The 22329-nt window shown below is 49.6% G+C and carries 19 protein-coding genes and 1 tRNA gene; 10 read left to right on the plus strand and 10 right to left on the minus strand.

Annotation, left to right across the window (positions count from 1 at the left end; all coding sequences use genetic code 11):
• Positions 1-636, plus strand: a complete 636-nt coding sequence (locus tag MN202_RS14000) for a response regulator transcription factor (RefSeq protein ID WP_335736753.1) — start codon at positions 1-3, stop codon at positions 634-636.
• 46 nt (positions 637-682) lie between these two features.
• Here MN202_RS14000 and MN202_RS14005 read toward each other — a convergent pair whose 3' ends face one another.
• The 9 genes from MN202_RS14005 to MN202_RS14045 form a co-directional block, all read right to left on the minus strand.
• A complete protein-coding gene (locus MN202_RS14005; RefSeq protein WP_335736754.1) occupies positions 683-1036 on the minus strand; it encodes a DUF2288 domain-containing protein in 354 nt (117 codons plus the stop codon).
• A gap of 3 nt (positions 1037-1039) precedes the next feature.
• Positions 1040-2389, minus strand: a complete 1350-nt coding sequence (locus tag MN202_RS14010; protein WP_335736755.1) for a sigma 54-interacting transcriptional regulator — start codon at positions 2387-2389, stop codon at positions 1040-1042.
• Positions 2379-2978 (minus strand): hypothetical protein, encoded by a 600-nt coding sequence (locus MN202_RS14015; RefSeq protein ID WP_335736756.1) that lies wholly within the window; start codon positions 2976-2978, stop codon positions 2379-2381. Before MN202_RS14015 ends, MN202_RS14010 begins: the two co-directional genes overlap by 11 nt.
• Positions 2975-4393, minus strand: coding sequence for a sensor histidine kinase (locus tag MN202_RS14020; protein ID WP_335736757.1), 1419 nt, complete (start codon positions 4391-4393; stop codon positions 2975-2977). Before MN202_RS14020 ends, MN202_RS14015 begins: the two co-directional genes overlap by 4 nt.
• Positions 4394-4517: 124 nt before the next feature.
• Positions 4518-4718 (minus strand): hypothetical protein, encoded by a 201-nt coding sequence (locus MN202_RS14025; RefSeq protein WP_335736758.1) that lies wholly within the window; start codon positions 4716-4718, stop codon positions 4518-4520.
• A 343-nt stretch (positions 4719-5061) separates the two neighbouring features.
• The gene (locus MN202_RS14030; RefSeq protein WP_335736759.1) at positions 5062-6288 is read right to left on the minus strand and encodes an adenosine deaminase family protein; all 1227 of its coding nucleotides are present in this window, start codon (positions 6286-6288) and stop codon (positions 5062-5064) included.
• Positions 6289-6353: 65 nt separating this feature from the next.
• Complete coding sequence (locus tag MN202_RS14035) at positions 6354-7673, minus strand: metallophosphoesterase (protein ID WP_335736760.1); 1320 nt, start codon at positions 7671-7673, stop codon at positions 6354-6356.
• A gap of 573 nt (positions 7674-8246) precedes the next feature.
• On the minus strand, positions 8247-8630 hold the full coding sequence (locus MN202_RS14040; protein WP_335736761.1) for an aspartyl protease family protein: 384 nt from the start codon (positions 8628-8630) through the stop codon (positions 8247-8249).
• A 208-nt stretch (positions 8631-8838) separates the two neighbouring features.
• Positions 8839-9153, minus strand: a complete 315-nt coding sequence (locus tag MN202_RS14045) for a trypco2 family protein (protein WP_335736762.1) — start codon at positions 9151-9153, stop codon at positions 8839-8841.
• A gap of 302 nt (positions 9154-9455) precedes the next feature.
• On the opposite strand from MN202_RS14045, the gene MN202_RS14050 reads away from it, so the two are divergent.
• Positions 9456-11702 carry a hypothetical protein gene (locus tag MN202_RS14050; protein ID WP_335736763.1) on the plus strand — a complete coding sequence of 749 codons (2247 nt, stop codon included), beginning with the start codon at positions 9456-9458 and terminating at the stop codon, positions 11700-11702.
• Between the two features lie 97 nt (positions 11703-11799).
• Here MN202_RS14050 and MN202_RS14055 read toward each other — a convergent pair.
• Positions 11800-11886, minus strand: a tRNA-Leu gene (locus tag MN202_RS14055).
• Positions 11887-12136: 250 nt separating this feature from the next.
• Between MN202_RS14055 and MN202_RS14060 the strand changes: the two genes are divergently transcribed.
• From MN202_RS14060 to leuD, 8 genes are all read left to right on the plus strand, one after another.
• The gene (locus MN202_RS14060; protein WP_335736764.1) at positions 12137-14071 is read left to right on the plus strand and encodes a methyl-accepting chemotaxis protein; all 1935 of its coding nucleotides are present in this window, start codon (positions 12137-12139) and stop codon (positions 14069-14071) included.
• 4 nt (positions 14072-14075) lie between these two features.
• Positions 14076-14804: an outer membrane protein OmpK gene (locus MN202_RS14065; protein WP_335736765.1), complete on the plus strand. Its 729-nt coding sequence runs from the start codon at positions 14076-14078 to the stop codon at positions 14802-14804.
• A gap of 154 nt (positions 14805-14958) precedes the next feature.
• Positions 14959-16293 (plus strand): diguanylate cyclase domain-containing protein, encoded by a 1335-nt coding sequence (locus tag MN202_RS14070; RefSeq protein ID WP_335736766.1) that lies wholly within the window; start codon positions 14959-14961, stop codon positions 16291-16293.
• Positions 16290-17186 (plus strand): hypothetical protein, encoded by an 897-nt coding sequence (locus tag MN202_RS14075; RefSeq protein ID WP_335736767.1) that lies wholly within the window; start codon positions 16290-16292, stop codon positions 17184-17186. The genes MN202_RS14070 and MN202_RS14075 overlap by 4 nt, the downstream gene beginning before the upstream one ends.
• A 315-nt stretch (positions 17187-17501) precedes the next feature.
• The gene (gene leuA, locus MN202_RS14080; RefSeq protein ID WP_335736768.1) at positions 17502-19079 is read left to right on the plus strand and encodes a 2-isopropylmalate synthase; all 1578 of its coding nucleotides are present in this window, start codon (positions 17502-17504) and stop codon (positions 19077-19079) included.
• Between the two features lie 2 nt (positions 19080-19081).
• A complete protein-coding gene (gene leuB / locus MN202_RS14085; protein WP_335736769.1) occupies positions 19082-20170 on the plus strand; it encodes a 3-isopropylmalate dehydrogenase in 1089 nt (362 codons plus the stop codon).
• On the plus strand, positions 20167-21585 hold the full coding sequence (gene leuC, locus MN202_RS14090) for a 3-isopropylmalate dehydratase large subunit (protein WP_335736869.1): 1419 nt from the start codon (positions 20167-20169) through the stop codon (positions 21583-21585). The genes leuB and leuC overlap by 4 nt, the downstream gene beginning before the upstream one ends.
• A complete protein-coding gene (gene leuD, locus MN202_RS14095; RefSeq protein WP_335736770.1) occupies positions 21582-22184 on the plus strand; it encodes a 3-isopropylmalate dehydratase small subunit in 603 nt (200 codons plus the stop codon). Before leuC ends, leuD begins: the two co-directional genes overlap by 4 nt.
• Positions 22185-22329: the final 145 nt, after the last annotated feature.

Consider the following 22329-nt stretch of genomic DNA (forward strand, 5'->3'; position numbering starts at 1 on the left):
ATGAATGTCAGTATAGTATTGATAGATGATCAGAATCTGGTGCGTGAAGGTATTAAAAGCCTGCTGCAGCTTAAACCAGGTTTTACTGTAGTGGCTGAAGCAGCTGACGGCAGTGAAGCCGAAACACTGGTTCGCCGGCACCAACCTGATGTGTTGCTATTGGATATTCGTATGCCAAAGGTAACCGGCTTGGAGGTATTGCAGCAGTTCGGACAAGCCGGCATTGAAGTGCCGGTACTTATCCTAACCACCTTCGACGATCATGAGCTGGTGTTAGACTGCATTAAACTGGGCGCTCGTGGTTATTTGCGTAAAGATGTCAGTTTTGAGGTGTTAACCAACGCTATCCTGAATATGGCGCAGGGCAAAAGCTGGTTGCAGCCGGCGGTAACCTGCCGGGTGGAGAAAGCACGTGACAGTAAAGCCGAACCTGTCGTGTTACTGGAACAACTAACCGATATCGAACTGCAGGTGTTAAGACTGGTTGCAGCCGGCTATTCCAATCATGAAATTGCCGGCGCACTGTACAAATCGGTTGGCACTATTCGTAATCAAGTGTCGGCGGTGCTGGCAAAACTGGACGTGCGGGACAGAACCCGCGCAGTGCTAAAAGCGCTGGATCTTGGCTTAATCTGACGTGATTAAAGCGCCGGCAGTTTATATAGCCGGCGTTGTTAACCGCTTAATTTAACTGCCTAGTTAAAGGCTTATGCTGCACCAACACCCAGGGCGAAATTACCACCGCCCACAATTCAGTTTTTTGTTGATACCATTGTTGTGCCTGCTGCTCACTGGTGCGGCCTACAGTACCTTCTGTCAGCCACTGGGCTACCGCAGCTTTGTCGTCACGGCTAAAAGCAAAGGCGACATCTATTAAATCCAGTTGCGGCTCAACGGTTATTACCGTGCCGGCGGCATAGTATTTTTGCAGTTCCAGCCAGTTTATCCGCGCGGTTTCGCTGACTATTTTCGCTTTAATCAGCTCGGGGTTTTCGGCATCGTCGGCCAGATAAGCATCGGGTGGCGTCGTTGTCATGGTTTAATCCTGTTCATCCTGCTGCTCTGTTACCTGGGCAGCAGTAAGTTCATGTTTCTTTAGCAGTTTATAAAAATCAGTGCGGTTGCGCCCTGCCAGTTCGGCGGCGCGGGTGACATTACCCTCAGTCATTTGCAGCACCCGGATAAGATACTGACGCTCAAATTGATCGCGGGCTTCAGTCAGGCTGGGCCAATAGCGGCTATCTTGAGATAAAGCCTGCTCAACCTGGGCAGCGCCTATTACCGGACTGTGGGTCAGGGCGACACATTGTTCTATCACGTTAACCAGCTGGCGCACGTTGCCCGGCCATTTCGCCGTCGCCAGCAGTTGCATGGCATCATCAGAAAAACGGTTTACATCCACCTGATGCCGCTGGGCACTTTGTGCCAGCACATGGCGTGCCAGCAATGGTATATCTTCCGGCCTTTGCTCCAGATTAGGCAATTGCAGGTTTACTACATTGAGCCGGTAGTACAAGTCTTCGCGGAAGCTGCCATCCTGCATCGCTTGTTGCAAATCGCGGTGGGTAGCCGACAGCACCCGCACATTAATCGCGATGCTTTTTGCACTGCCGACCGGGCGGATTTGCCGCTCTTGCAATGCGCGCAACAGTTTTACCTGCAGCGATACGGGCATATCACCAATTTCGTCCAGAAATAACGTACCGCCGTCGGCTTCGCGGAATAAGCCGTTGTGCTCGGCGACGGCACCGGTAAAAGCGCCTTTGCTGTGGCCGAATAATTCCGACTCCAGTAAATGCTCGGGTAAGGCACCACAGTTAATGGCAACAAAGGGTTTAGCCGAGCGTGGGCTGGCTTTATGAATTGCCCTGGCCAGTAACTCTTTGCCGGTGCCGCTGGCGCCGGTGATCAGGATGCTGACGTCGCGCTGCGCTACCCGGTAGCTTTGTTCCAGCAGCTCTGTCATTCTGGCTGAACGGGTAATGATGTCTTCACGCCAGCTGGCTTGCTCTGGTACCGACTGACAAACGGCGCGCTGCAAAATATCGCGCAGCTCGGTATTATTCAGCGGCTTGGTTAAAAAACCAAACACACCGCGCTGGGTAGCGGCGACTGCTTCAGGTATAGAGCCGTGGGCTGTCATCAGCACCACCGGCAGGCCGGGGTAGCGTTTGGCAACTTCATCAAACAGGCTCATGCCATCCAGGCCGGGCATGCGTAAATCGCTAAGCACCACATCAACGCTGTTTTTGGTCAGCAATGGCAGGGCGGCTTCAGCACTGTCGGCACTGATTACCTGATAGCCTTCGCCTTCCAGGCGCAGCGTTAATAAACGCAACAGGCTGGGATCGTCGTCTACCAATAATAAACGCGGCGTGTTAGCGGCCATTATTGTTCTCCGGCAGTACCGCAGGCTGATTCAGCTGCGCTTCAATCTGCGTTAGCGCATCAATCTTTTTTTGCAGCTCGCGGTTAGTCTTTTGTAAGCGTTCAATGTTGTCATGTTGCTGGGCATTGAGCCGGGTTAGCGCACTGACCGCTGATTCGGCTTCCAGCAGTTTTTGGTTAAAGGCTAAATCCCAGCTTAACAGCTGGGCCAGCGGGGCCGGCAGTAACTGCAGTTGTTCTGACAGTTGCATCTGTACCCGCAGGCGGCTCAGATAAGGCGTGTCCGGGTGCAGTTGCAATATAGTGCGTTTTAATTGCCAGATGGCATCGTTGCTGTTTTCAGCCGCTAACAGTTCACGCTCATCGTTCAGCCGTGGCAAAATAGATGAACGGTACTGCACCCAGGCTTTTAAATTGTTACTGTCGTCACTGATTGCCAGTGTGGTTTCGACCGGTGCCGGTTCTGGTACCGGTTCAACCGTTTCAGTCACGCTTTCGGTGCTGACCGCAACGGGTTGCACTACCGGTGTCTGCAAGGTCTGGCAGCCTGACAACAGTAATAATACGCTCAGGTGGATACAGGTTCTCATACGGGTTTTTCCTCCAGCAGTGGCAGCCGTACCCGAATACAGACATCGGCGTATATTACATCAACAATATCGGCATGGCCGCCCAGCAAGCGGGCGCAGTCTGCCACGATTGACAGCCCAAGGCCAGAGCCCTGTACTGAATCGAAGCGCGGCGTTGTGCCGCGTTGAAAGGGTTCAAACAGTTTTTCCCGCAGCGCTGTGGGTATTGGGTTGCCGTTATTGGCAACGTCCAGTAGCAACTGATGCTCCCGCTGGTACAGTTTTACCCATACCGGGCTGTCCTGGCTGCCGTATGCCTGAGCATTATTGATCAGGTTGTCGAGAATGCGACGAAACAGGGTGCTGTCAGTATAAATGGCTGTCAGTTCACAGCTTAGCTCTACTTGCTGACCGCGTTGCTGCAATGACAACGCATGATCATTAAAACATTCACTAAACAGTTGTTGCGGTGAGTGCCATTCGGGTTCGGGTTTTGCTTGTTGTAACAAGCGGTTGTAATCCAGTAATTGTTCGGTGAGTACACTTAAGCGGTTGGCACTGCCGTTTAACAAACCTACCACTTCAAGCTGGCGGGCATTTAAAGGCCCCAGCAGCTGTTCACTCAGCAAAGCACAGCCTTCACGGATACTGGACAGCGGTGTTTTTAATTCATGCGAGGCATGGCGTAATAAGATAAGCCGCAGCGCTTCCAGTTGTTGTAAGCGCGAACTCAGCCAACGCAATTGTTCGCCCAATTCGGTCAGCTCGCGTGGGCCGGTCAGCTTTTCATCCGGAAACTGATGTTGCTGACCAATGGCGCGGATCATTTTATCCAGCTTGCGCACCGGTGCGGCAATCCGGCCTGAAGCCCACATAACCAGCAGCAGGGTTAACAGCACCAGCGCGACAGTTTGCCATGCCAGTTGTTGCTGGCTTTGCTCGGCGTATTGTTGCTGTTGTTGTAAATTTTGTTCCAGCAGCAGCCATATTTTCTGGGTCAGTTGTTGCTGTTGCAGCCGAAACTGCTGCACCAGTGGCTCCAGTTCGCTGCTGCTTAAGCCGCTAAAGTTGTCCAGCAGCAGTTGCAGTTGATACTGTTGTTGCTGACACAGTTGCGGCTGGCCAACGTTATGGCAGACTTCGCTCAGCACGCTGCGATAATTATCCAGATAGGTGCGGGCGACACGTGCTAAAGCATCGGTTTTTACCACCGCATGCTGGCGCACGGCCCGTTCAATATCGACTACCAGGTTTTGCATATTTTCCGCCCGGCGCACACTGGCTACTGAGGCTTCAGCTTCTTCTACAGCATGCTGGCTTAAGCCGGTCAGCGCTTTATGGCTTTGCCATAGCAAAACCGCCAGCGGGATCAGCGCCAGAAAAAAGCTTAACAGTACCAGTTGGCGCAGTGAGGCCGTTTGAAGTGAAAAGCGCATATTACTCTGCTGTTAGCCGCCGAAGGCTAAGCATACCTTATTTTAGCGGCAAAAAAAAAAGGCCAGTGGGGTGCTGGCCTTGCAAAAATTCAGCGCGAGCGCTGAACTCATGGGATCGTCTGGCTCAGGCGGCTTCTGGCAGCCTGACCGTGTCGAATGATGCAGTTGGTAACGCCACTACCGGGCTGTTACGCAGTGCTGTAGTTTGTTGTTGCTCCCAGGCCAATACGCTGTCGTTGTGCAAATTAACCCGGCGCAGCATTGCTACAGCTACAGCAATATTAATTAGTAAAAACAACACAATAGCTACTAAAAATAGGTCCATAACCACCTCCGCACAGTGCAGCACTTACTTCTGGCTGCGATATAACGCTGGTGAAGGAGAATGTGGCAAAGGCATGTTGCTTAGTGTCGCTTTTTGCACTTGCGACATTCTCCTGTCGCGTCGCTTGCGTTAACTAATACAAGGGTTGTGCCAAGCTGAAAAACTATTTTTATATCGAGCAATAACAATAGGTTATGTTTTGCGTGTGGCGAACTAGGCGGCGTAAAGCCGGTTCGCTGTCGCTGTTTGGCGACAGTAAACGCGGCTAAAAAATTTAATTGATATAAATCAGATAGTTAAACTGTAGGTGTTTGGCGACACAGTGTTTAACATGTTGAATTTATTAAATAAAACCGTAGCGCTGCGCCACGCGGTCAAAATATTCCAGGCAGTGCTTGGCGTATTCACGTTTTTCGACATAAGTGCCGGGGAAAAAGCTCTTTTTAAAACCATAGGCCACCATATCTTTTAACCGCTTCAGTGGTATATCAAAGTTATCCAGTGCCAGTTGGTATTCTTTGCTTACCGTCGTGTTAGATACCAGGCGATTGTCGGTACAAATAACCGTGGCAATACGGTTTTCCAGCATATCTTTAAACTTATGCTGTTTAATGTCGCTGATAGCCGGGTTAGTTTGCAGGTTGCTGGTTAAACACACTTCTATCGCGATACGTTTATCGGCAATATAGGATGCCAGATTGCGGATATAGGCGGCTTTGTCGCTGATATCCGGATGCGAAATCATTTCAGGAATAAACATCGAATAGCCATGGCCAATACGATCGGCATAGCATTCGGTAATGGCTTCAAACACACTTTCAGCACCGTAAGCTTCGCCGGCATGCAGGGTTTTTAGTAAAAAATGCTGATGGGCGTACTCGTACACTTCTTTAAATTTACTGGCCGGATAACCAGACTCCTGGCCAGCCAGATCCAGGCCGACAATGGGGATGCCCTCTTCGTCACGCAGCCGCACACTGGCCCGAACCAGTTCCATCGCTGCCAGCTTTATCACATCCATCGGCGCAAAGTCGCGCATCAACTGAAACAAGTTAGTGTAATAAGGCGAAAAGCCTTTGTCGCCAAACATGCGCATTGCACAGTTAATGATGCCGTAAGCAAAAGGAGGCTTAGCGCCGCTAAGCACGGCTTCACTGTGGTTATATTCGGTCATGGCCTGCTTTAAACCATTGTTTACCGCATGCATTACCCGGTCAAAATCAATGCCGTTGGGCAGGTCAATTAGCAACTGCGGAGCAAAACGCACTTCAATATAGTTTACCCCTTCCAGCTGGTTATCTATGGCCAGCTCATAAGCCGCCCGCTGCAGGTTTTCCATATCGCGCAGTACAGCACAGGTGTACTGAAAGCAGTGCAGGTATTCGCCCAGGTTGTTGTATTTTTCTTTAAATACCAATTGCTTTAAACCGGCGACGCTATCTGATGGCAGTTTGGTACCGGTGCGTTTGGCCATTTCAATTAAGCTACTAAGGCGCAAACTGCCATCTAAATGCAGGTGTAAATCTGACTTGGGCATCTCTTTGATAAATTCTGCAGAATAACGTGGCATAGCGACTCCTTTACAATCATAAGCTGTTAAGTGTATCGCAATTCAGGCCACTGTTAGCAGAATCTTCAGCTGCCGCTGGCCGGATTTTTCTGCCGGTTAAAAAAAGCTTTGGCCTGATTCAGCGCGGCCAAATGGCTTTTATCTGCCGTCAGGGCTTGCCAGTCGGCTGCACTGAATAGCTCAAAGTCTCTATATTGAGCGTTTTGCTCGCGAAAGCGGTTTTTCATCATGCCCAGTTGGATAAAACCTGCTGTGTCGTGGCGTATAAGTAGGGCCATGTCGGTTTGCTCTGCCTCAATGGCAATCAGCTTACCGTGGTATTTCTGCTGCGGCTGTACTGCCGGAGTATGGCCAATCACCAGTGATTTCACCGCAAAGTGACTGAGCAGCTGCTGCAGGTGCTGCTCGTTGGCAGCTTGCTGGCTGGTATCGTCACTGAGCAATTTCCGGTATTGGCTTAGGCCGTCCGGGCCATAAAACAGCTGATAATCGTCCGCAGCAATGGCGGCATCTTCCATGGTTAACGTCGCGCTGTAGCGCTGATTGAGCTGCTGCAGGTTTAAACCACTGGCCAGCACCTGCGGGCTAACACCACCGTGGGTAAACAAATAGCCGCCAATACGGGCGATGATGGGTTGCTGCCGTAACCAACTGCCGAGCACAGTATTGGCGGCAAAACTTTGTTCATACGGCAATAGTTGCTCTATCGCCCAGAAATGTTCGGTTTCAACTCTGTCGACCAGGCCGCGCAGCACATATTGCTCGTGGTTGCCATGCAACAGCAATAACTGGCCGCCGGCTTGTTGAGCTTGCTGTGCCAGCTGATACAAACGCCAGAGTAAATCATACACCTGACGGCCGCGGTCTACTGCATCACCGAGGATAATGACCTGGCCGTTACCGAACGCCCACTGGCCTGCAGCATTCGTCACGCCACTGCGGCGGGCCCAATGTTCAAAAAAGGCGATATTGCCTTCCAGATCGCTGATCACTGCAATTTGCTCAGCCTGTGGCACATCGGCAGTTATGCTAAAAGGTTGTGTCTGTAGCGGATAAGCGTGCAGCTGGCCCTGGCACTCTAATGCTGCCTCTGGGCTATCAAGCGGCAACGTCTGAGTAATAATCTGGTCGTAACACCAGGCTTGCAGTTGCAGGCTGTCATTGGTGTGGCTAATCACCGGGCCCTGCACACCGCTAAGCTTGGGCGAACTGGCAAGTAAACTGCCACTGGCGTTCCACTTTACATTGCCCACACCAACAGGCAGATGAATTCTTTTGTAAACGCCGCCGCTGGTTAGCTCGACAGTAGCATTGGCCAGAATGGTAATAACAAGTACCAGCGACACCGCCAGCAAGCCGATTAAAAATTTAACGAGTATTTTCACTTAATGCTTCTTTTACTACAAAATATAAACCGGCAGCACCTTAGCTTGATCTGCTTTAAAATACAATAACTTGAATGTAAGGGATGAATAGCTGTCTGGCAGCCTAAAGCCTGATTTTTAACGCATTGAAGTGGCAAGGCTGAGAGCAAGTTAGAAAACGGCAGGATCTGCTGTGGCTGTTGTTTATATTGATGTCAGTGAGCTAAAAGCTGTGAAAAGCGGAAGCTGGATTAGTAAATGGTGCCCGGGGCCGGACTTGAACCGGCACGCCCTTTCGAGCGAGGGATTTTAAAACGCTTACAAACTTCATGCGAAATCCCTCGTGCGAGGGTTTTCTTCCCAAGTTTCGTTCGTGATTAAAGATAATATCAGCGATTTCCAACCTCAACGTTACACAAAGTGTGCACATGAACATGTTCGCTCATAAGTAACTATGACTAAAACAATTCAAACGTATTAATCGTTGCATAATACGGTTCAAAATGTTTGGAGCTGAAGATACTACATACTTGTGAGTTCTAAAAATTATCCGCTAGCATCTGTTGCTTAGTCTGTTGAGGGACAAAACAACGTTCAATCCCGATGCCAACTTTTGTTATCAAACCCCACGTCAAATGCAGTAAGCAAACACGTACGTCCAGCCAGGCACAAACAATTTGCTGGGCCAAACATTATGTCTGTCGTGATTAAAATCCCCTCAATTTCTACGTCTACCTTGGTAAGGAAATGATAGGGCGTTGTTCCACCTGTTGCGTTTTTAACATGTTTTACAGTAGCCGAAGCTAATGATAATCCGGCTTGTGCAGCAACACTATTGGGGAGTTGAAGGTAATCTGCGCCAGTATCTACCAAACATTTTGTAGTATGGTTAGAAGTATTCGTAATCAACTTTACGTCTGCATAAGGTCTATTGTCTCTATGAAATAATGCCTGATTATAGAAGGTCATAATTTTCATTGAATCCCCCCAAACCACACGTACGCAATGGCTACATCATCAAAGTGAATACCAATTGAACGAATGATACTGTATAAGTGATCCAAGTCGGGAGAGTGTTCAATCATGCCGGTTGCTGAAGCAGCAACCCAGTCCCCTTCAGGTAGAGTATGTGGGAACCAATTTTGCTCAAGCCATATCGAACCAGGGTGAACAGCCATAGTTTTTCCTATTTCTTTTTGCGTTTTATTTTGGGTGCGGCTTCATTTAAATTTATTGACGGGGCTTGTAAAGCAATCCCTTCAATTTTTTTAAATTTGACCTTTATCGTGTTGGCATCGGTTTTTTTTTCTCCACCGCTTAGGTTAAGAATCCACACTTTGATACCGCCGCTTGCATCTTTCTCCGCCTTGACTGCGAATTCTATTTCGCACTCTTCAAACTGCATGGTTGCACCACCTGTCTTTTCAGCAGATAGATGGGCACTTTTAAGTTCATTACTGATATGTTGAAGTATTTCAGATAGAGGAATGTCATTGCTCATGAGATCTCCTTGTCATATGACGCGATGGCTAAAGTAGAAATTTAAAGAACTAAAAAATGCCATAGCTTATTTTTATAGAATACCTAACAAAAAAACGGCAAGTTTTTTCTCGACATATTAGAAGTATGTTGTAAAGTTTCATTTCGTTGTATTAGACATTGCCCATCCATAATAAACATCTGCCTATTGTTTCCAATGCGGGAAATGACGAGTGTTAATCTCAATTGACCACACTCTGCTACAGTTATTCATGACTGGTGCAGTGAGACCTGTCATAAGACCTAACGTATAGAGAACAAGCAATGACAACATCCACTGCAGCGAATTCTTCCGCCCGTAATTCCAGGTTTAATCAATGGTTCAGCGCTATATCGGCCACTAGTTTCACATTCACTACACTGCTGCTGGCAACATACTGTGTGCTTGTGAATGATCAGATTGGCGATATTATTCTGCAAGCCAATGAGCCCGGTCAAACCTTGCACGGTGTAGGCTTTATCCTGTCACTATTTTGGTTATCGTTGATTTGTTGGTGGACGGCACGCTTTATTTTTGATGAAACCGCCCGCCACTATTCTGGTCAACGTCGAAGTGACATTTTGATAAGTAGTTGGGGCATAAAATCTACGTTAGCGCCTGGAGCTTCAGCTAGTGCTACCGTAGCAGCTTGGTTACCCAGGCTATATGCTGCAGTGCCTCCGCTGATTGTATTAAGTAGCGGCCTTTACAAGCAGTTGTGCTTTGTTAGTGTTTCAGCCGTGTTGGTATTACTTGCTGTACTTATACTCCTGGTTTTTCGCTTTGCATTGCTGCAACGATTGCAGCTTTGGGCGCAGAGGAGTGTTCGCAGGGAACGCACGATAGGACGATTAACCGAACTAATGGCACGTCAAAGCTTTTGGATGTGGCTGACACTGCTACCTTATCTGCTGGTGACAGTTCTGGCGATTGTTGACCCTTTTATGCTTGGGCGCAGTATGGGGGCTTTCTTCGTTGTATTCTGGGGGCTGGGCTCTGTGCTGCTATTCTTGACCTTAGGTGTGTATTATGGTTTCGCTTTCATCAATCGATTGATGGGGAGACAAGGAACGTGCTTTAGCTTTCGACCACCTTATCCTGTTATGATGTCTATTCTGGTTTACACTACGTTGATCTCGGTACTTTTCGACACTGATAACCATCATGTACGGCGAGTATCGGTCGATCAGCAAGAATATGCTTATGCCGATTTCGACTTAGCCTGGAAGACTTTCGTCGAGCAGCTTCCCTCTAATGTCGATGGGCGTGAATCGGGAACGACGGTTCCAGTATTTTTTGTTGCAAGTCAGGGCGGCGGCTTGCGTGCTGCTTACTGGACTGCACTAATCTTGTCTGAGTTGGAGCGAAGTATACCTGGCTTTTCTAGATATGTATTTAGTCTGGCAGGGGTATCGGGAGGCAGTGTCGGCAATGTGTTTTATGCTGCATCACTAGACGCACAAGATCATGGAGCTGTGGGGATTGAAGGCCTAACCTCTGCGGTAGGTAAGGATTATCTATCGCCGGTGACCACCTCGTTTTTATTCAATGACCTATTGTATCGCTTTGTGCCTATTTCAGCCTGGGATAAGTTAAAAACTGATCGCGCTGAAGTACTGGAAGTCTCATGGCAGCGTGGTTTCGCTGAAACTATGGGCCAATCGCAGATGGAGAAGCCGATGCAGCTTTTTTATCAGCAGCGGCAGCGGTGGTTACCTATTATTCTAAGCTTGGGAGCTCATCAAGAAAGCGGAGCTAGGCTTATCAGCGCACCTTTTGCTATTGAACCAAAGGTGTTTATTGATAAATATGATGCCTACCGACTAATGAATTGCAGCGATGGTACACTTCTCAATTGCGATATGCGACTTAGCACTGTGGCGCTTAATGCTGCACGTTTTCCCTTTGTCACTCCAGCTGGTACTCTGGATAAGCCCTGCACTGGAGCTGCATGGTCTGAGAAGCAGCATATTATCGACGGCGGCTATGTAGAAAATTTCGGCAATATGGCAAGTCTGGATATGATCCGTTATCTGCAACGAAACAACAAACTGCAGCATTCCCAGCGACAGTTGGTTCCGATTTTGTTAGTGATTGCAAACGATCAACAAATTACAGAGTCGATGTATGACATCAATAGGTCGGAACCATATAAAAGTAGTTCTAGCTGGTCGCTAAACGAAATTACCAATCCCATCCAGGGATTGGTTAGCAACCGTAGTGGTAATAGTGTGCGCAATCTGGCGCTGATATTGAATCATCAGGCTCAAAGTGCAGGTGACAACCCTATGCTGCAGCAACACATTGGTAAAGCAGTGTTATATGACAGTTTGGTTTTTAGCTTGCCACCGGATGAAGAGAATGAGCATAAGGTGCCGCTAGGATGGTGGTTATCTGAAGATTCGAAGAGCTTTATGAATAAGCAATTAGAGCCGGGTCAAAAGGGTTGGCGATTGGTAAAAGCAGCACACTGCCTGCTGTCTAATCCAAAAGCTAATGACGATAACCATGCTTTATGTGTGGCGAACTAGTTCTACGAACAGTTGTACCAAGCCGAAGACATTTAGATTAGGCTTACATTACAACCAACTAAGTTAGGTAGCTAAGTTTATTCTAGAAAGTATTAAATGGTGCCCGGGGCCGGACTTGAACCGGCACGCCCTTTCGAGCGAGGGATTTTAAATCCCTTGTGTCTACCGATTTCACCACCCGGGCAGAGTCGTTCGCGTGAATACGCTTGGTAAGACGGCGCGCATCTTAGATAACCTTGCAACTTTATGCAAGCTATTTTCTGCTTCGGGTATCACTATTAACCTTTAGTGCCTTATTTTTGTTAGTTATATTTCAAAGCTTTATTGGTTTTGGCTGCTATGCTTATTTTTACAGTCTAAGTTTAAGTCTTTAGCGGTTAACGTCGCTTTACTGTTTTAACCCAGAGTTCCTGCCTGCATATAACGGAGCCGATATGCAAAAATTTAAGCTGCGCACCATCTTTATTGCCTTTGTGGGTTTAGCGTTGGCCTTGCTGACATTGGTTTCCACGTTAATCAATATCAATCAGTTTTCCGGTTTGTATTATGTGCAAACGGAACAGGAGTTTTTACCCAATAGTGTCGGCCGCATCAGTGAGCAAGTGCGCTCTGAGCTAATGTACCCCATTACGTTGTCTGAAAACCTGGCAAGCAACAGCTTGCTGCACAACTGGATGAAACAAGGCGAAACCAGCGCTGCAAACCATGCCGACGTGCTGGCCTATTTTAAACAGCAACAACAGGATGCCGGTGCGGCAACCTTGTTTTGGGTGTCGGATTACAGCAAAACCTACTATACCGAAGGCGGCGTGTTTAAAACGATATCAGCCAGTGAGCCACGTGACAGCTGGTTTTTCAGTTTTTTAAACGGCAATGCCACACGCGAGCTGGCGATCGACGCAGACGAGCGCAGTGGCAAACTAACCTTGTTTGTTAATGCCGCAGTGACGGTGGATGGTAAGCGTGCTGCTGTGGCGGGGCTGGGGTATGACGTGTCGGCTATTGCCAGCCTGGTGTCAGGTTATAAACTGGGACAAAACGGCTTTTTATTTTTGGTCGACGGCAATGGTATGGTCGTGGTGCATCGCGATTTGACGCTGGCACGGCAGAATATTCAGCAACTGCCGCAGTATCAGGCGGTGGCGCAGCAAATTAAGCAGCACAGCACCGGTTTTAGCCTGCAGCAGACTGAGCTGAAAAATGAACAGGTTTATATTGGGGTGCAGGATATCCGCGATACCGGCTTAAAGCTGGTGGCGGTGTTACCATCGGCTGAAATTAGCAATGATATCAACCAGGTTATTTCCTTTTCGGTGATCGCCAGTATAGTGCTGGCGGCAGTATTTATTGCCTTAACGGTGCTGTTTGCTAATTCGCTGAGCAATTCTATCCGTCAGGTTGGCGACAACCTGTTGCAAATGTCGGGTGACGGCGGCGATCTTACCAAGCGGCTGGACGACAGCCATGACAACGAGCTGGGCCATCTGGCGAAAGGCTTTAACGCCATTATTGCTAAAATCCGCGAGTTGGTAGCCGAGATCCAGCACACCGAAACGGCCATCAAAGCGGGTATTGAACAACTGGCGCAGCTGGCCAATGACACCTTTAGTTCAACTGAATTACAACGGGCGCAAACCGATCAGGTTGCCACTGCCATAACCCAAATGGGCCAGACCATTGCCGAAGTGTCGGGCATAGCGCATCGCACTGCCAGCGACACTGAAGCTGCAGTGCATGACACCCACAGCACCAACGACAGTATGGCGCTAACCGCCAGTACCATGCAGCAGCTGAACGGTGTAATGGGCGAAATAGAAAGCACTATTGCTGACTTTGCCAACCAGGCCGCCGCTATTAATTCGGTGGTGGAGGTAATTAACGCTATCTCGGAGCAAACCAATTTGCTGGCTCTGAACGCTGCTATTGAAGCCGCCCGCGCCGGTGAACAGGGCCGGGGTTTTGCTGTAGTGGCCGACGAAGTGCGCAATCTGGCGAAACGCACTCAGGAGTCGACGCTGGAAATTCGCGATCAGATCACGCAATTGCAGCAAACCGCGCAGCAATCCACTAACGCTATTCAGCAAGGTACAGCCAGTAGCCAACAGGTGGCCGAGCGCACCGGGCAATCGGCGGCAGCGCTTCTAAACATTAAACAAAAATTTGAAGCCATCAGTGCCGGCAACCATCAGGTGGCGGCCGCTACTGAAGAGCAAGGCACAGTGGTAGAGCACATTAATCAGTCGGCGCACTTAATTTCTGACAGTGCCGCCAGTATCCACCATAATGCCGAACAGCAGCTGCAAGCTATTAGTCTGCTACAACAGCGGGCAGAACAGTTACGTACTTTGGTCACTCAGTTTAAGGTATAAGCGGATGAAAATAGTTAACGCAGTTGTGTTGCTGATGCTCGCCCTGGGCGGTTTGCCACTGCGGGCAGAGGTGTTATGGCAGGATTTTAGTGTCAGTTATTTAAACGGCAGCAATTACCGGGTAGATGGCCCGGACAAGCAAGTACTGACTTTTGAGCATGCAGCTGGCACCAGCTGGGGCGACAGTTTTCTGTTTCTCGATCATCTGCGTGGCGACAATGGCAGCCGCAGCAATTATGCCGAATGGTCACCCCGCTTAAGCTTTAGTAAGCTGTCGGGCACGCCGCTGCAGTATGGCGTGATAAAAGATGTACTCTTTACCAGCACCGTGGAAATGTCGTCGCTGCAAACCAACTTTTTATATGGCATAGCAACCGATTTAGCCATACCGGGTTTTAACTATCTGAATTTAAACTTTTACCGGCGCAATAACGACGGAGTAGCCGATAACTGGCAGCTTACTACCACCTGGGCCGTGCCGTTTACACTGGGCAAGCAGCAGTTTTTGTACGATGGCTTTTTAGACTGGAGCAGTGCCACGACAGATCAAAGCGCCAGTATGAATATGACGTCACAGTTGAAATGGGCGCTGCATCCGGTGTTTAATTTAAAAAGCAAACTCTATGTTGGCGTCGAGTATGTGTACTGGCGCAATAAATACGGCATTGCCGACAGTCCGGCGTTTAGAACAAATGAATCAAATGTAAACTTACTGATAAAGGCGCATTTTTAGCCAGGCCAGGCTGGAAGCCCACCGGGTAGCAATGTTGCTACCGACATTGGGCTAAAAACGTGCGATATCAATTTGCCAGTATAGCGTTTATCTGTTGTACTCTAAGCAGTTAATCACTATTTGGCTGACACCATTGATTGGAAAATCGAAGCGTATGCTGGCCGCAACTATCGTCAGCAGCTTGTTTGTTGCTATGAGCGTGGCAATCGTCGAGCAAATTTTGCAAGCTGAACGAATTAAACATGCTGCTCAGGCACGCAACAATTTAAATTTGCAGTTAATGACGGCCAAAGGTCTGCTGGAATCTGCGGTTGTGCTGGATACCTATATTGGCAACAGTGTGGCGACGCTGGCCACCGTAGCGCCGGATGTAGTGGTATCTAACTGGTCGGTTATTGCCGGCCAGTTTATTGAACAAGCCCGTTTTGCCCGCTCTGTAGCACTGGCACCGAACGACGTTATTGGCTATATCTACCCGTTACAGGGCAATGAAAAAGCGCTGGGGCTGGATTTTCGTAGCCAAACCGAGCAATTCAAAGCGGTACAACAAGCCAGAGAAAGCAAAGATGTAGTGATTGCCGGACCAGTTTTGCTGGTGCAGGGCGGCCAGGGGGTGATCATCCGCTACCCGGTGTTTACTGATTTCCCGCTTAATCAGCAATATTGGGGCAACATCAGTGTGGTTATTGATTTTGATCAACTGCTGGACCAAGCTGGTTTAGCCGAAATAACCGGCGCCAACATAGCGCTGCGCGGTAAAGACGCTAAAGGCCGGCACGGCGCGGTGTTTTATGGCGACCCGGCGGTATTTGCGCAGCCGGATATTGAAATGCCGATCAGCTTTCCCGGCGGCGGCTGGTTACTGGCAGCCCGCTACCAACAAGATGCTCTGATGCTGGATTCACCCAGAGCACATATCATGCGCGTCAGTCTGTATTTGCTGTGCATTGTTGGTTACATAGCACTTTTTGTGTTTTATCAGGCCTACAAACGTTCAAAGCAGTATGCCTATTATGATGAATTAACCGGCATAGCAAACCGGCGGCTGATGTTAAAACGGCTACAAGAGCTGGAAGAGCAGTCGTCTGATAGGGCGCAGTATGCCTTGCTAAATATTGATTTAAATAAATTTAAGCAAATTAATGATAGCTATGGCCATGCGGCTGGCGACGCGTTATTAAAGTTTGTCGCAGAGCAGCTTAAAGCAAAGCTCAGAAGCTCAGATTTGGTGGCGCGCATGGGCGGCGACGAGTTTATGGTGCTCCTGTACCGGTTGGAGAACCTGCAGCAAGCGCAGGCACAGGCGGCCAAACTGCAGGCACATTTTGCCGGCCACAGCTTTATCTGGCAGGGTTCTGAGTTTACAGCGTCGTTAAGTATTGGCGCAGCGCATAGCAATGAAGTGGCTGGCAGCGCTGAAGATCTGATAATGTTGGCAGATAAACGCATGTACCAACTCAAAACCGCTGCTAAGGATGCCAGTATATGATATTGCGGCTGCTGCTGGTTATTGTCTGCTTTTGCAGTGCCGTACAGGCGACGACAGTGGTGCGTTTTGTTGATGCAACAGGCATCCGGCAAAACCCCAACAACCAATACTTTATTCATTTGCTTGATGCGGCGCTGGCCGCAACTGAAGCCGAATATGGTGCCTACCAGCTAATGCCGGTAGATATAGAAATATTACAAGGCCGTCAGTTTATCGAATTGCAAAAAGGTACTTTTGATCTGTTCTGGACCATGACTACTCCTGGCCGGGAACAAGATGCGCTGGCCGTTCAGCAGCCATTGATTAAAGGCGCTTACGGTATTCGTTTGCTGGTAGTGCAGCAGGCCGACATCGCAAAAATGGCACAAATAACCAGTTTGCCGGAATTAGCTAAACTGGTGGCATTATCTGGTGCTGACTGGCCTGACAGCGCTATTTTGCGCTTTAACTGGCTAACGGTAGAAACCAATATTGCTGACAGTAAGTTATATCAGACATTACAACAAAAGCCCGGTTACTACTTTCCCCGCGGCTTACTTGAGGCCGGCCCGGAGCTGGCTGCAGCGGATAAAGCGCAACTGAGTATAGTGCGGCATATTGTTATCAGATATCCGGCGACCATGAAGTTTTTTGTGGCCAAACAAAATAGTGCTTTAGCACAGCGGCTGACAGCCGGTTTAGAAATACTTAAGCAAAATGGCCGCTTTGATGACATTTTTTACCAGTTTGCACCGCACGCTGCGGCGTTAAGCCAACTACAATTGCAAGGTGCCCGGTTACTGGAGTTAAACAGCCCATTCATTATGTCGGCAGCAGATGCACAAGGGGTTACGGCAGAGCAAGATGCCTTGCTGGCAAAACTCGGTGTTGGGCCAGCTGTTGACAGTAAATGATTACCGGGTACCGATGTTGCCGGTAAAAGTTTTTTGCCGTTTAGCCATCTATACTGTTGCAGTTAAAAAATAACCATGCTATTACTAATGGCGTTTTGCTAACCAAAGTTTCTAACAGAGCATTAAATGAATTTAAATCGTCGCGTTTCTATTATTAGCCTCCTCGTGCTCCTCACCGGCGCGCGGGGTGCTGCTTATTGGTAAAAACGTAACGAACCGATAAAGCTAAAACCCCGTGCCACTGGCCGGGGTTTTTTCGTTTTAGCCCCGCCACAGGTTGCCACCTAAACCGACTAACGGAACAGGAAACACAAGATGAGCGGTGATAATAAAATCTGGATCTTTGACACCACCTTACGTGATGGCGAGCAGGCCTTACGTGCCAGTTTAAGCCAGAAACAAAAAATTCAGCTGGCACATGCTATTGCCAGGCTAAATGTTGATGTGATGGAAGTTGGCTTTCCGGTGTCCAGCCCCGGCGATTTTGATTCAGTGCAGCGCATAGCGCGTGAAGTTAAAGGCCCGATCATTTGCGGCCTGGCTCGCGCAGTCAGTGCTGATATTGAAGCCTGTGGCGAAGCATTAAAAGACGCAGAGCGCCGGCGTATTCATACCTTTATCGCTACTTCACCGCTGCATTTACAGTATAAATTGCGTAAAACGCTGGCCCAGGCCAGTGAGCAGGCCGTCGCCGCGATTAAACTGGCCAGCCGCTATACCGACGATATTGAGTTTTCCTGTGAAGATGCCGGCCGTACACCGATTGACGATTTATGCTGGATAGTTGAACGTGCCATCGCCGCCGGTGCCACCACCATCAATATTCCTGATACGGTCGGTTACACCATCCCGAACGAGTTTGCGGCCATTATCAGCACGCTGCGCAACAAGGTGCCGAATATCGACAAGGCACGCTTAAGTGTGCATTGTCATAACGATTTGGGCCTGGCAGTGGCTAACAGTATCAGCGCCATTCAGGCCGGTGCGCGGCAGATTGAATGTACAGTAAACGGCATTGGCGAGCGCGCCGGTAACTGTTCGCTGGAAGAAGTGGCGATGATCATCAACACCCGCAAAGATGTGCTGGCGCCTTTGTACACCGATATTAAAACCACTGAGATTTACCGCAGCTCGCATTTGGTAAGCCAGATCTGCAATATGCCAATCCAGCCGAATAAGGCCATAGTCGGCGAAAACGCCTTTGCCCACAGCTCCGGTATTCACCAGGACGGGGTATTAAAAGCACAAAATACTTACGAAATTATGGCGCCGGAGCAGGTTGGCATCCGCCAGAACGAGTTGAACTTAACCTCGCGCTCGGGCCGGCATGTTATTCAGCACCGTTTAGCCGAACTGGGCTACACCGGCAGCGATTACGATTTAGAAGCGGTGTACAAAGCTTTTGTTGCGCTGGCTGATCAAAAAGGCCGGGTGTTTGATTACGACTTAGAAGCGCTGGTGTTTTTTGAAAACATGCAAGAGCAAAACGACTATTACGCGCTGGAATTTTTAAGCTCGTCTACCCATACCGGCCATGTCGCCAGCGCCACTGTGGGTTTGCGCTGCGGCGATAAAGTCTTTACTGAAGCCGCCACCGGCAATGGCCCGGTTGAAGCAGCCTTCAGCGCTATTGCCCGCATTAGTAAGCTGAACATTAAGATGGTTGATTTTAACTTACAGGCTAAAGGCAGCGGCGAAGATGCACTGGGCCAGGTGGATATTATTGCCGAACACGAAGGCCGCCGCTTTCATGGTGCCGGTTTAGCCACCGACATAGTGCGCAGCTCGGTACTGGCCTATGTGCATGTGCTGAATATGATCCAGCGCGCCCAGACCATCGACGCCCATAAACACGCCCGTCAAAACACTAACAAAATTGCCGCAGGGGAATAGTAATGAGAACAGCAGTAAAAAAGCAGTATAAGGTCGCGGTATTAGCCGGTGATGGCATAGGGCCAGAGGTGATGGCCGAGGCGGAAAAAGTGTTACAGGTAGTGGCGGATAAATTTCAGTTTGGCTTAACGTTAACACCGGCCTTAGTTGGCGGCGCGGCGATAGACGCCAGCGGCGAGCCATTGCCCGCAGCCACGCTGGCGCTGTGTCAGCAAAGTGACGCTATTTTATTTGGCTCAGTCGGCGGCCCAAAATGGACCGGTTTAGCGCCGGATAAACAGCCCGAACGCGGCTCGTTATTGCCACTTCGCAAAACCTTCGATTTATTCTGTAATTTGCGCCCCGGCCAGATATACCCGGCCTTTGCTGAGTTATCGCCGCTGCACCCGCGCGTAAGCAGCCAGGGCATGGATGTGTTGTGCGTACGCGAGCTGACTGGTGGCATTTATTTTGGCGAAAAGGGCCGCACTGACACAGACGCCTTTGATACCCAGCGTTACAGTGTGGCAGAGATTGAGCGCATTGCCCGTGTCGCCTTTGACGCTGCCAGCAAACGCAGCAATAAAGTTACCTCAATCGATAAAGCCAATGTGCTGCAAACCAGTATTTTATGGCGCGAAACCGTCGAGCGTGTAGCCAAAGATTACCCTGGCGTGACGCTGGAGCATATGTATATCGACAACGCCGCCATGCAGTTAATTCGCAGCCCGCAGCAGTTCGATGTATTGCTGTGTGACAACCTGTTTGGCGATATTTTATCTGATGAAATTGCCGCCATTGCCGGCAGCCTGGGCCTGTTGCCATCGGCCAGTTTAAATGGCAATGGCTTTGGCTTGTACGAGCCGGCCGGTGGCAGTGCGCCGGATATTGCAGGCAAGGGCATTGCCAACCCGATTGCGCAAATTTTAAGTGCTGCCTTAATGCTTAGATACAGCTTTGGCGAAGAAGATGCCGCGCGCGCGATAGAGCAAGCGGTGCAACAGTGTTTAGCGCAGCACATTGTTACCCGTGATATTAACCCGAATTCGACTTATGGTACGGCTGCGGTAGGCGCAGCTATTGTTGCTACCTTGCGCCAGGAGAACAGATAATGGCCCAGACGCTTTATCAAAAAATTTACGCCAGCCATGTAGTAGGTAAATTAAACGCCAGCACCGATTTATTGTTTGTTGACCGGCATTTAATTCATGAAGTCACCTCGCCGCAGGCGTTCTCCGGCTTAAAGCTGGCCAATCGCAGCGTGCGCCGGCCGGATTTAACCTTTGCCACTATGGACCATAACGTGTCTACCCAGCGCCGCAGTTTAGACGCCGCCGGTGAAACCTCGCGCAAACAGTTAGAAGCCTTAGCGGCTAACTGCGCAGAAAACCGCATACCACTGCTGGATCTAACTCATCCGGATCAGGGCATAGTGCATGTTATCGGCCCTGAGCAGGGCTTAACCCAGCCGGGTATGATCATCGTTTGCGGCGACTCGCATACCTCAACCCACGGCGCCTTTGGTGCGCTGGCTTTTGGTATTGGCACCTCAGAAGTAGAGCACGTACTGGCGACGCAAACGCTGCCGCAGCAGCAGGCTAAAACGTTAAAAGTCGAAATAAATGGCGAATTAAGCGCTCATGTGACGCCAAAAGACGTGATTCTGGCGGTAATTGGCAAGCTGGGTACCGCGGGCGGTAATGGTTATGTGGCTGAATTTAGCGGCAGTGCTATCCGCGCTATGAGCATGGAAGGGCGCATGACGCTGTGCAATATGAGCATCGAAATGGGCGCCAAAGCCGGTCTAATCGCGCCAGACCAAACTACCTTCGACTACATTAGAGGTAAAGCGCATGCGCCAACAGCTGAGCATTGGGATGCGGCCGTGGCCTACTGGCAAAGCCTGTTTTCTGATACCGATGCGGTGTTTGATCAGGTAGTGGAAATTGATGCCGCGGCCATTACGCCGCAAATTACCTGGGGCACTAACCCGGAGCAGGTGATGGCAGTGGATCAAAGCGTACCGGCACCGAACAGCTTTAGCGATGCCACCAAGCGTGATGCCGCCGAGCGGGCGCTGGCCTATATGGGGCTTGAGCCAGGGCAAAAGCTGACTGACTGCAAAGTGGATGTGGTGTTTATCGGCAGTTGCACCAACAGCCGGATAGAAGACTTACGTGCCGCCGCCAGTATGGTACAGGGTAAAAAAGTTGCCGCCGGTGTACGCGCTTTAGTGGTGCCGGGCTCTGGCGTGGTAAAACGCCAGGCCGAAGCGGAAGGCTTAGCCAGTATTTTTACCGCGGCCGGTTTTGAATGGCGTGAACCGGGTTGCAGTATGTGTCTGGGCATGAATGATGACAGAGTAGAAGCCGGCCAGCGCTGCGCCTCAACCTCAAACCGTAATTTTGAAGGCCGTCAGGGCCGCGGTGCCCGCACCCACTTAGTCAGCCCGGCGATGGCCGCTGCTGCTGCTATAGCGGGTAAGTTTGTCAATATTGCCGCTAAGCCACAGGGAGAACAGGCATGAGTAAGATATTTGCACAGGGTTTAGTTTGCCCGTTGGACAAAAACAACGTTGATACCGATCAGATCATCCCCAAGCAGTTTTTAACCAGCGTCAGCCGGGATGGTTTTGCGCAGGCGATGTTTTATGACTGGCGCTACCTGGCCGATGGCAGCCCCAACCCGGAGTTTGTCGTTAACAAGCCAGAATATAAAGGGGCCAGTATTTTGCTAACCCGCGCCAATTTTGGCTGTGGCTCCAGCCGCGAGCACGCGCCCTGGGCCATTAAGCAATATGGCTTTAATGTCATTATTGCTGAAAGCTTTGCCGATATTTTCTTTAATAACAGCGTTAACAACGCCATGTTGTTAATTCAGTTAAGCAAAACCAATATCGACTTGCTGTTTAACCGCTGCCAGCAAGGGCCGCAGCAGTGGCAAATCGACTTAGCCAGCCAGGAAATCATGTTCGGCAACAATGCTGCCATGGGCTTTAATATCGACGCCGATATTAAACAGCGCTTACTGTCTGGCCTGGATTTTATCGGCTCAAGCGAGCAGCTAAACCCGCAAATTGCTGATTACGAACAGAGCCGCAAAGCCAGCCAACCCTGGTTGGGGTAAATCGCGCAGACGTTTGGGGCTGACAGGGTTCAGGTGAATAAACACCTCAGTGATATCTGTATCCTGAGGTGCTTTTTAGCTGGTTTTAAGTGAAAAAAAGACGATTTCAGTGTTTACTGTAGTGAAAGAATTATCTTCAAAGGCA

The organism is Rheinheimera muenzenbergensis (genome assembly GCF_036984005.1).
Classification (GTDB): domain Bacteria; phylum Pseudomonadota; class Gammaproteobacteria; order Enterobacterales; family Alteromonadaceae; genus Alishewanella; species Alishewanella muenzenbergensis.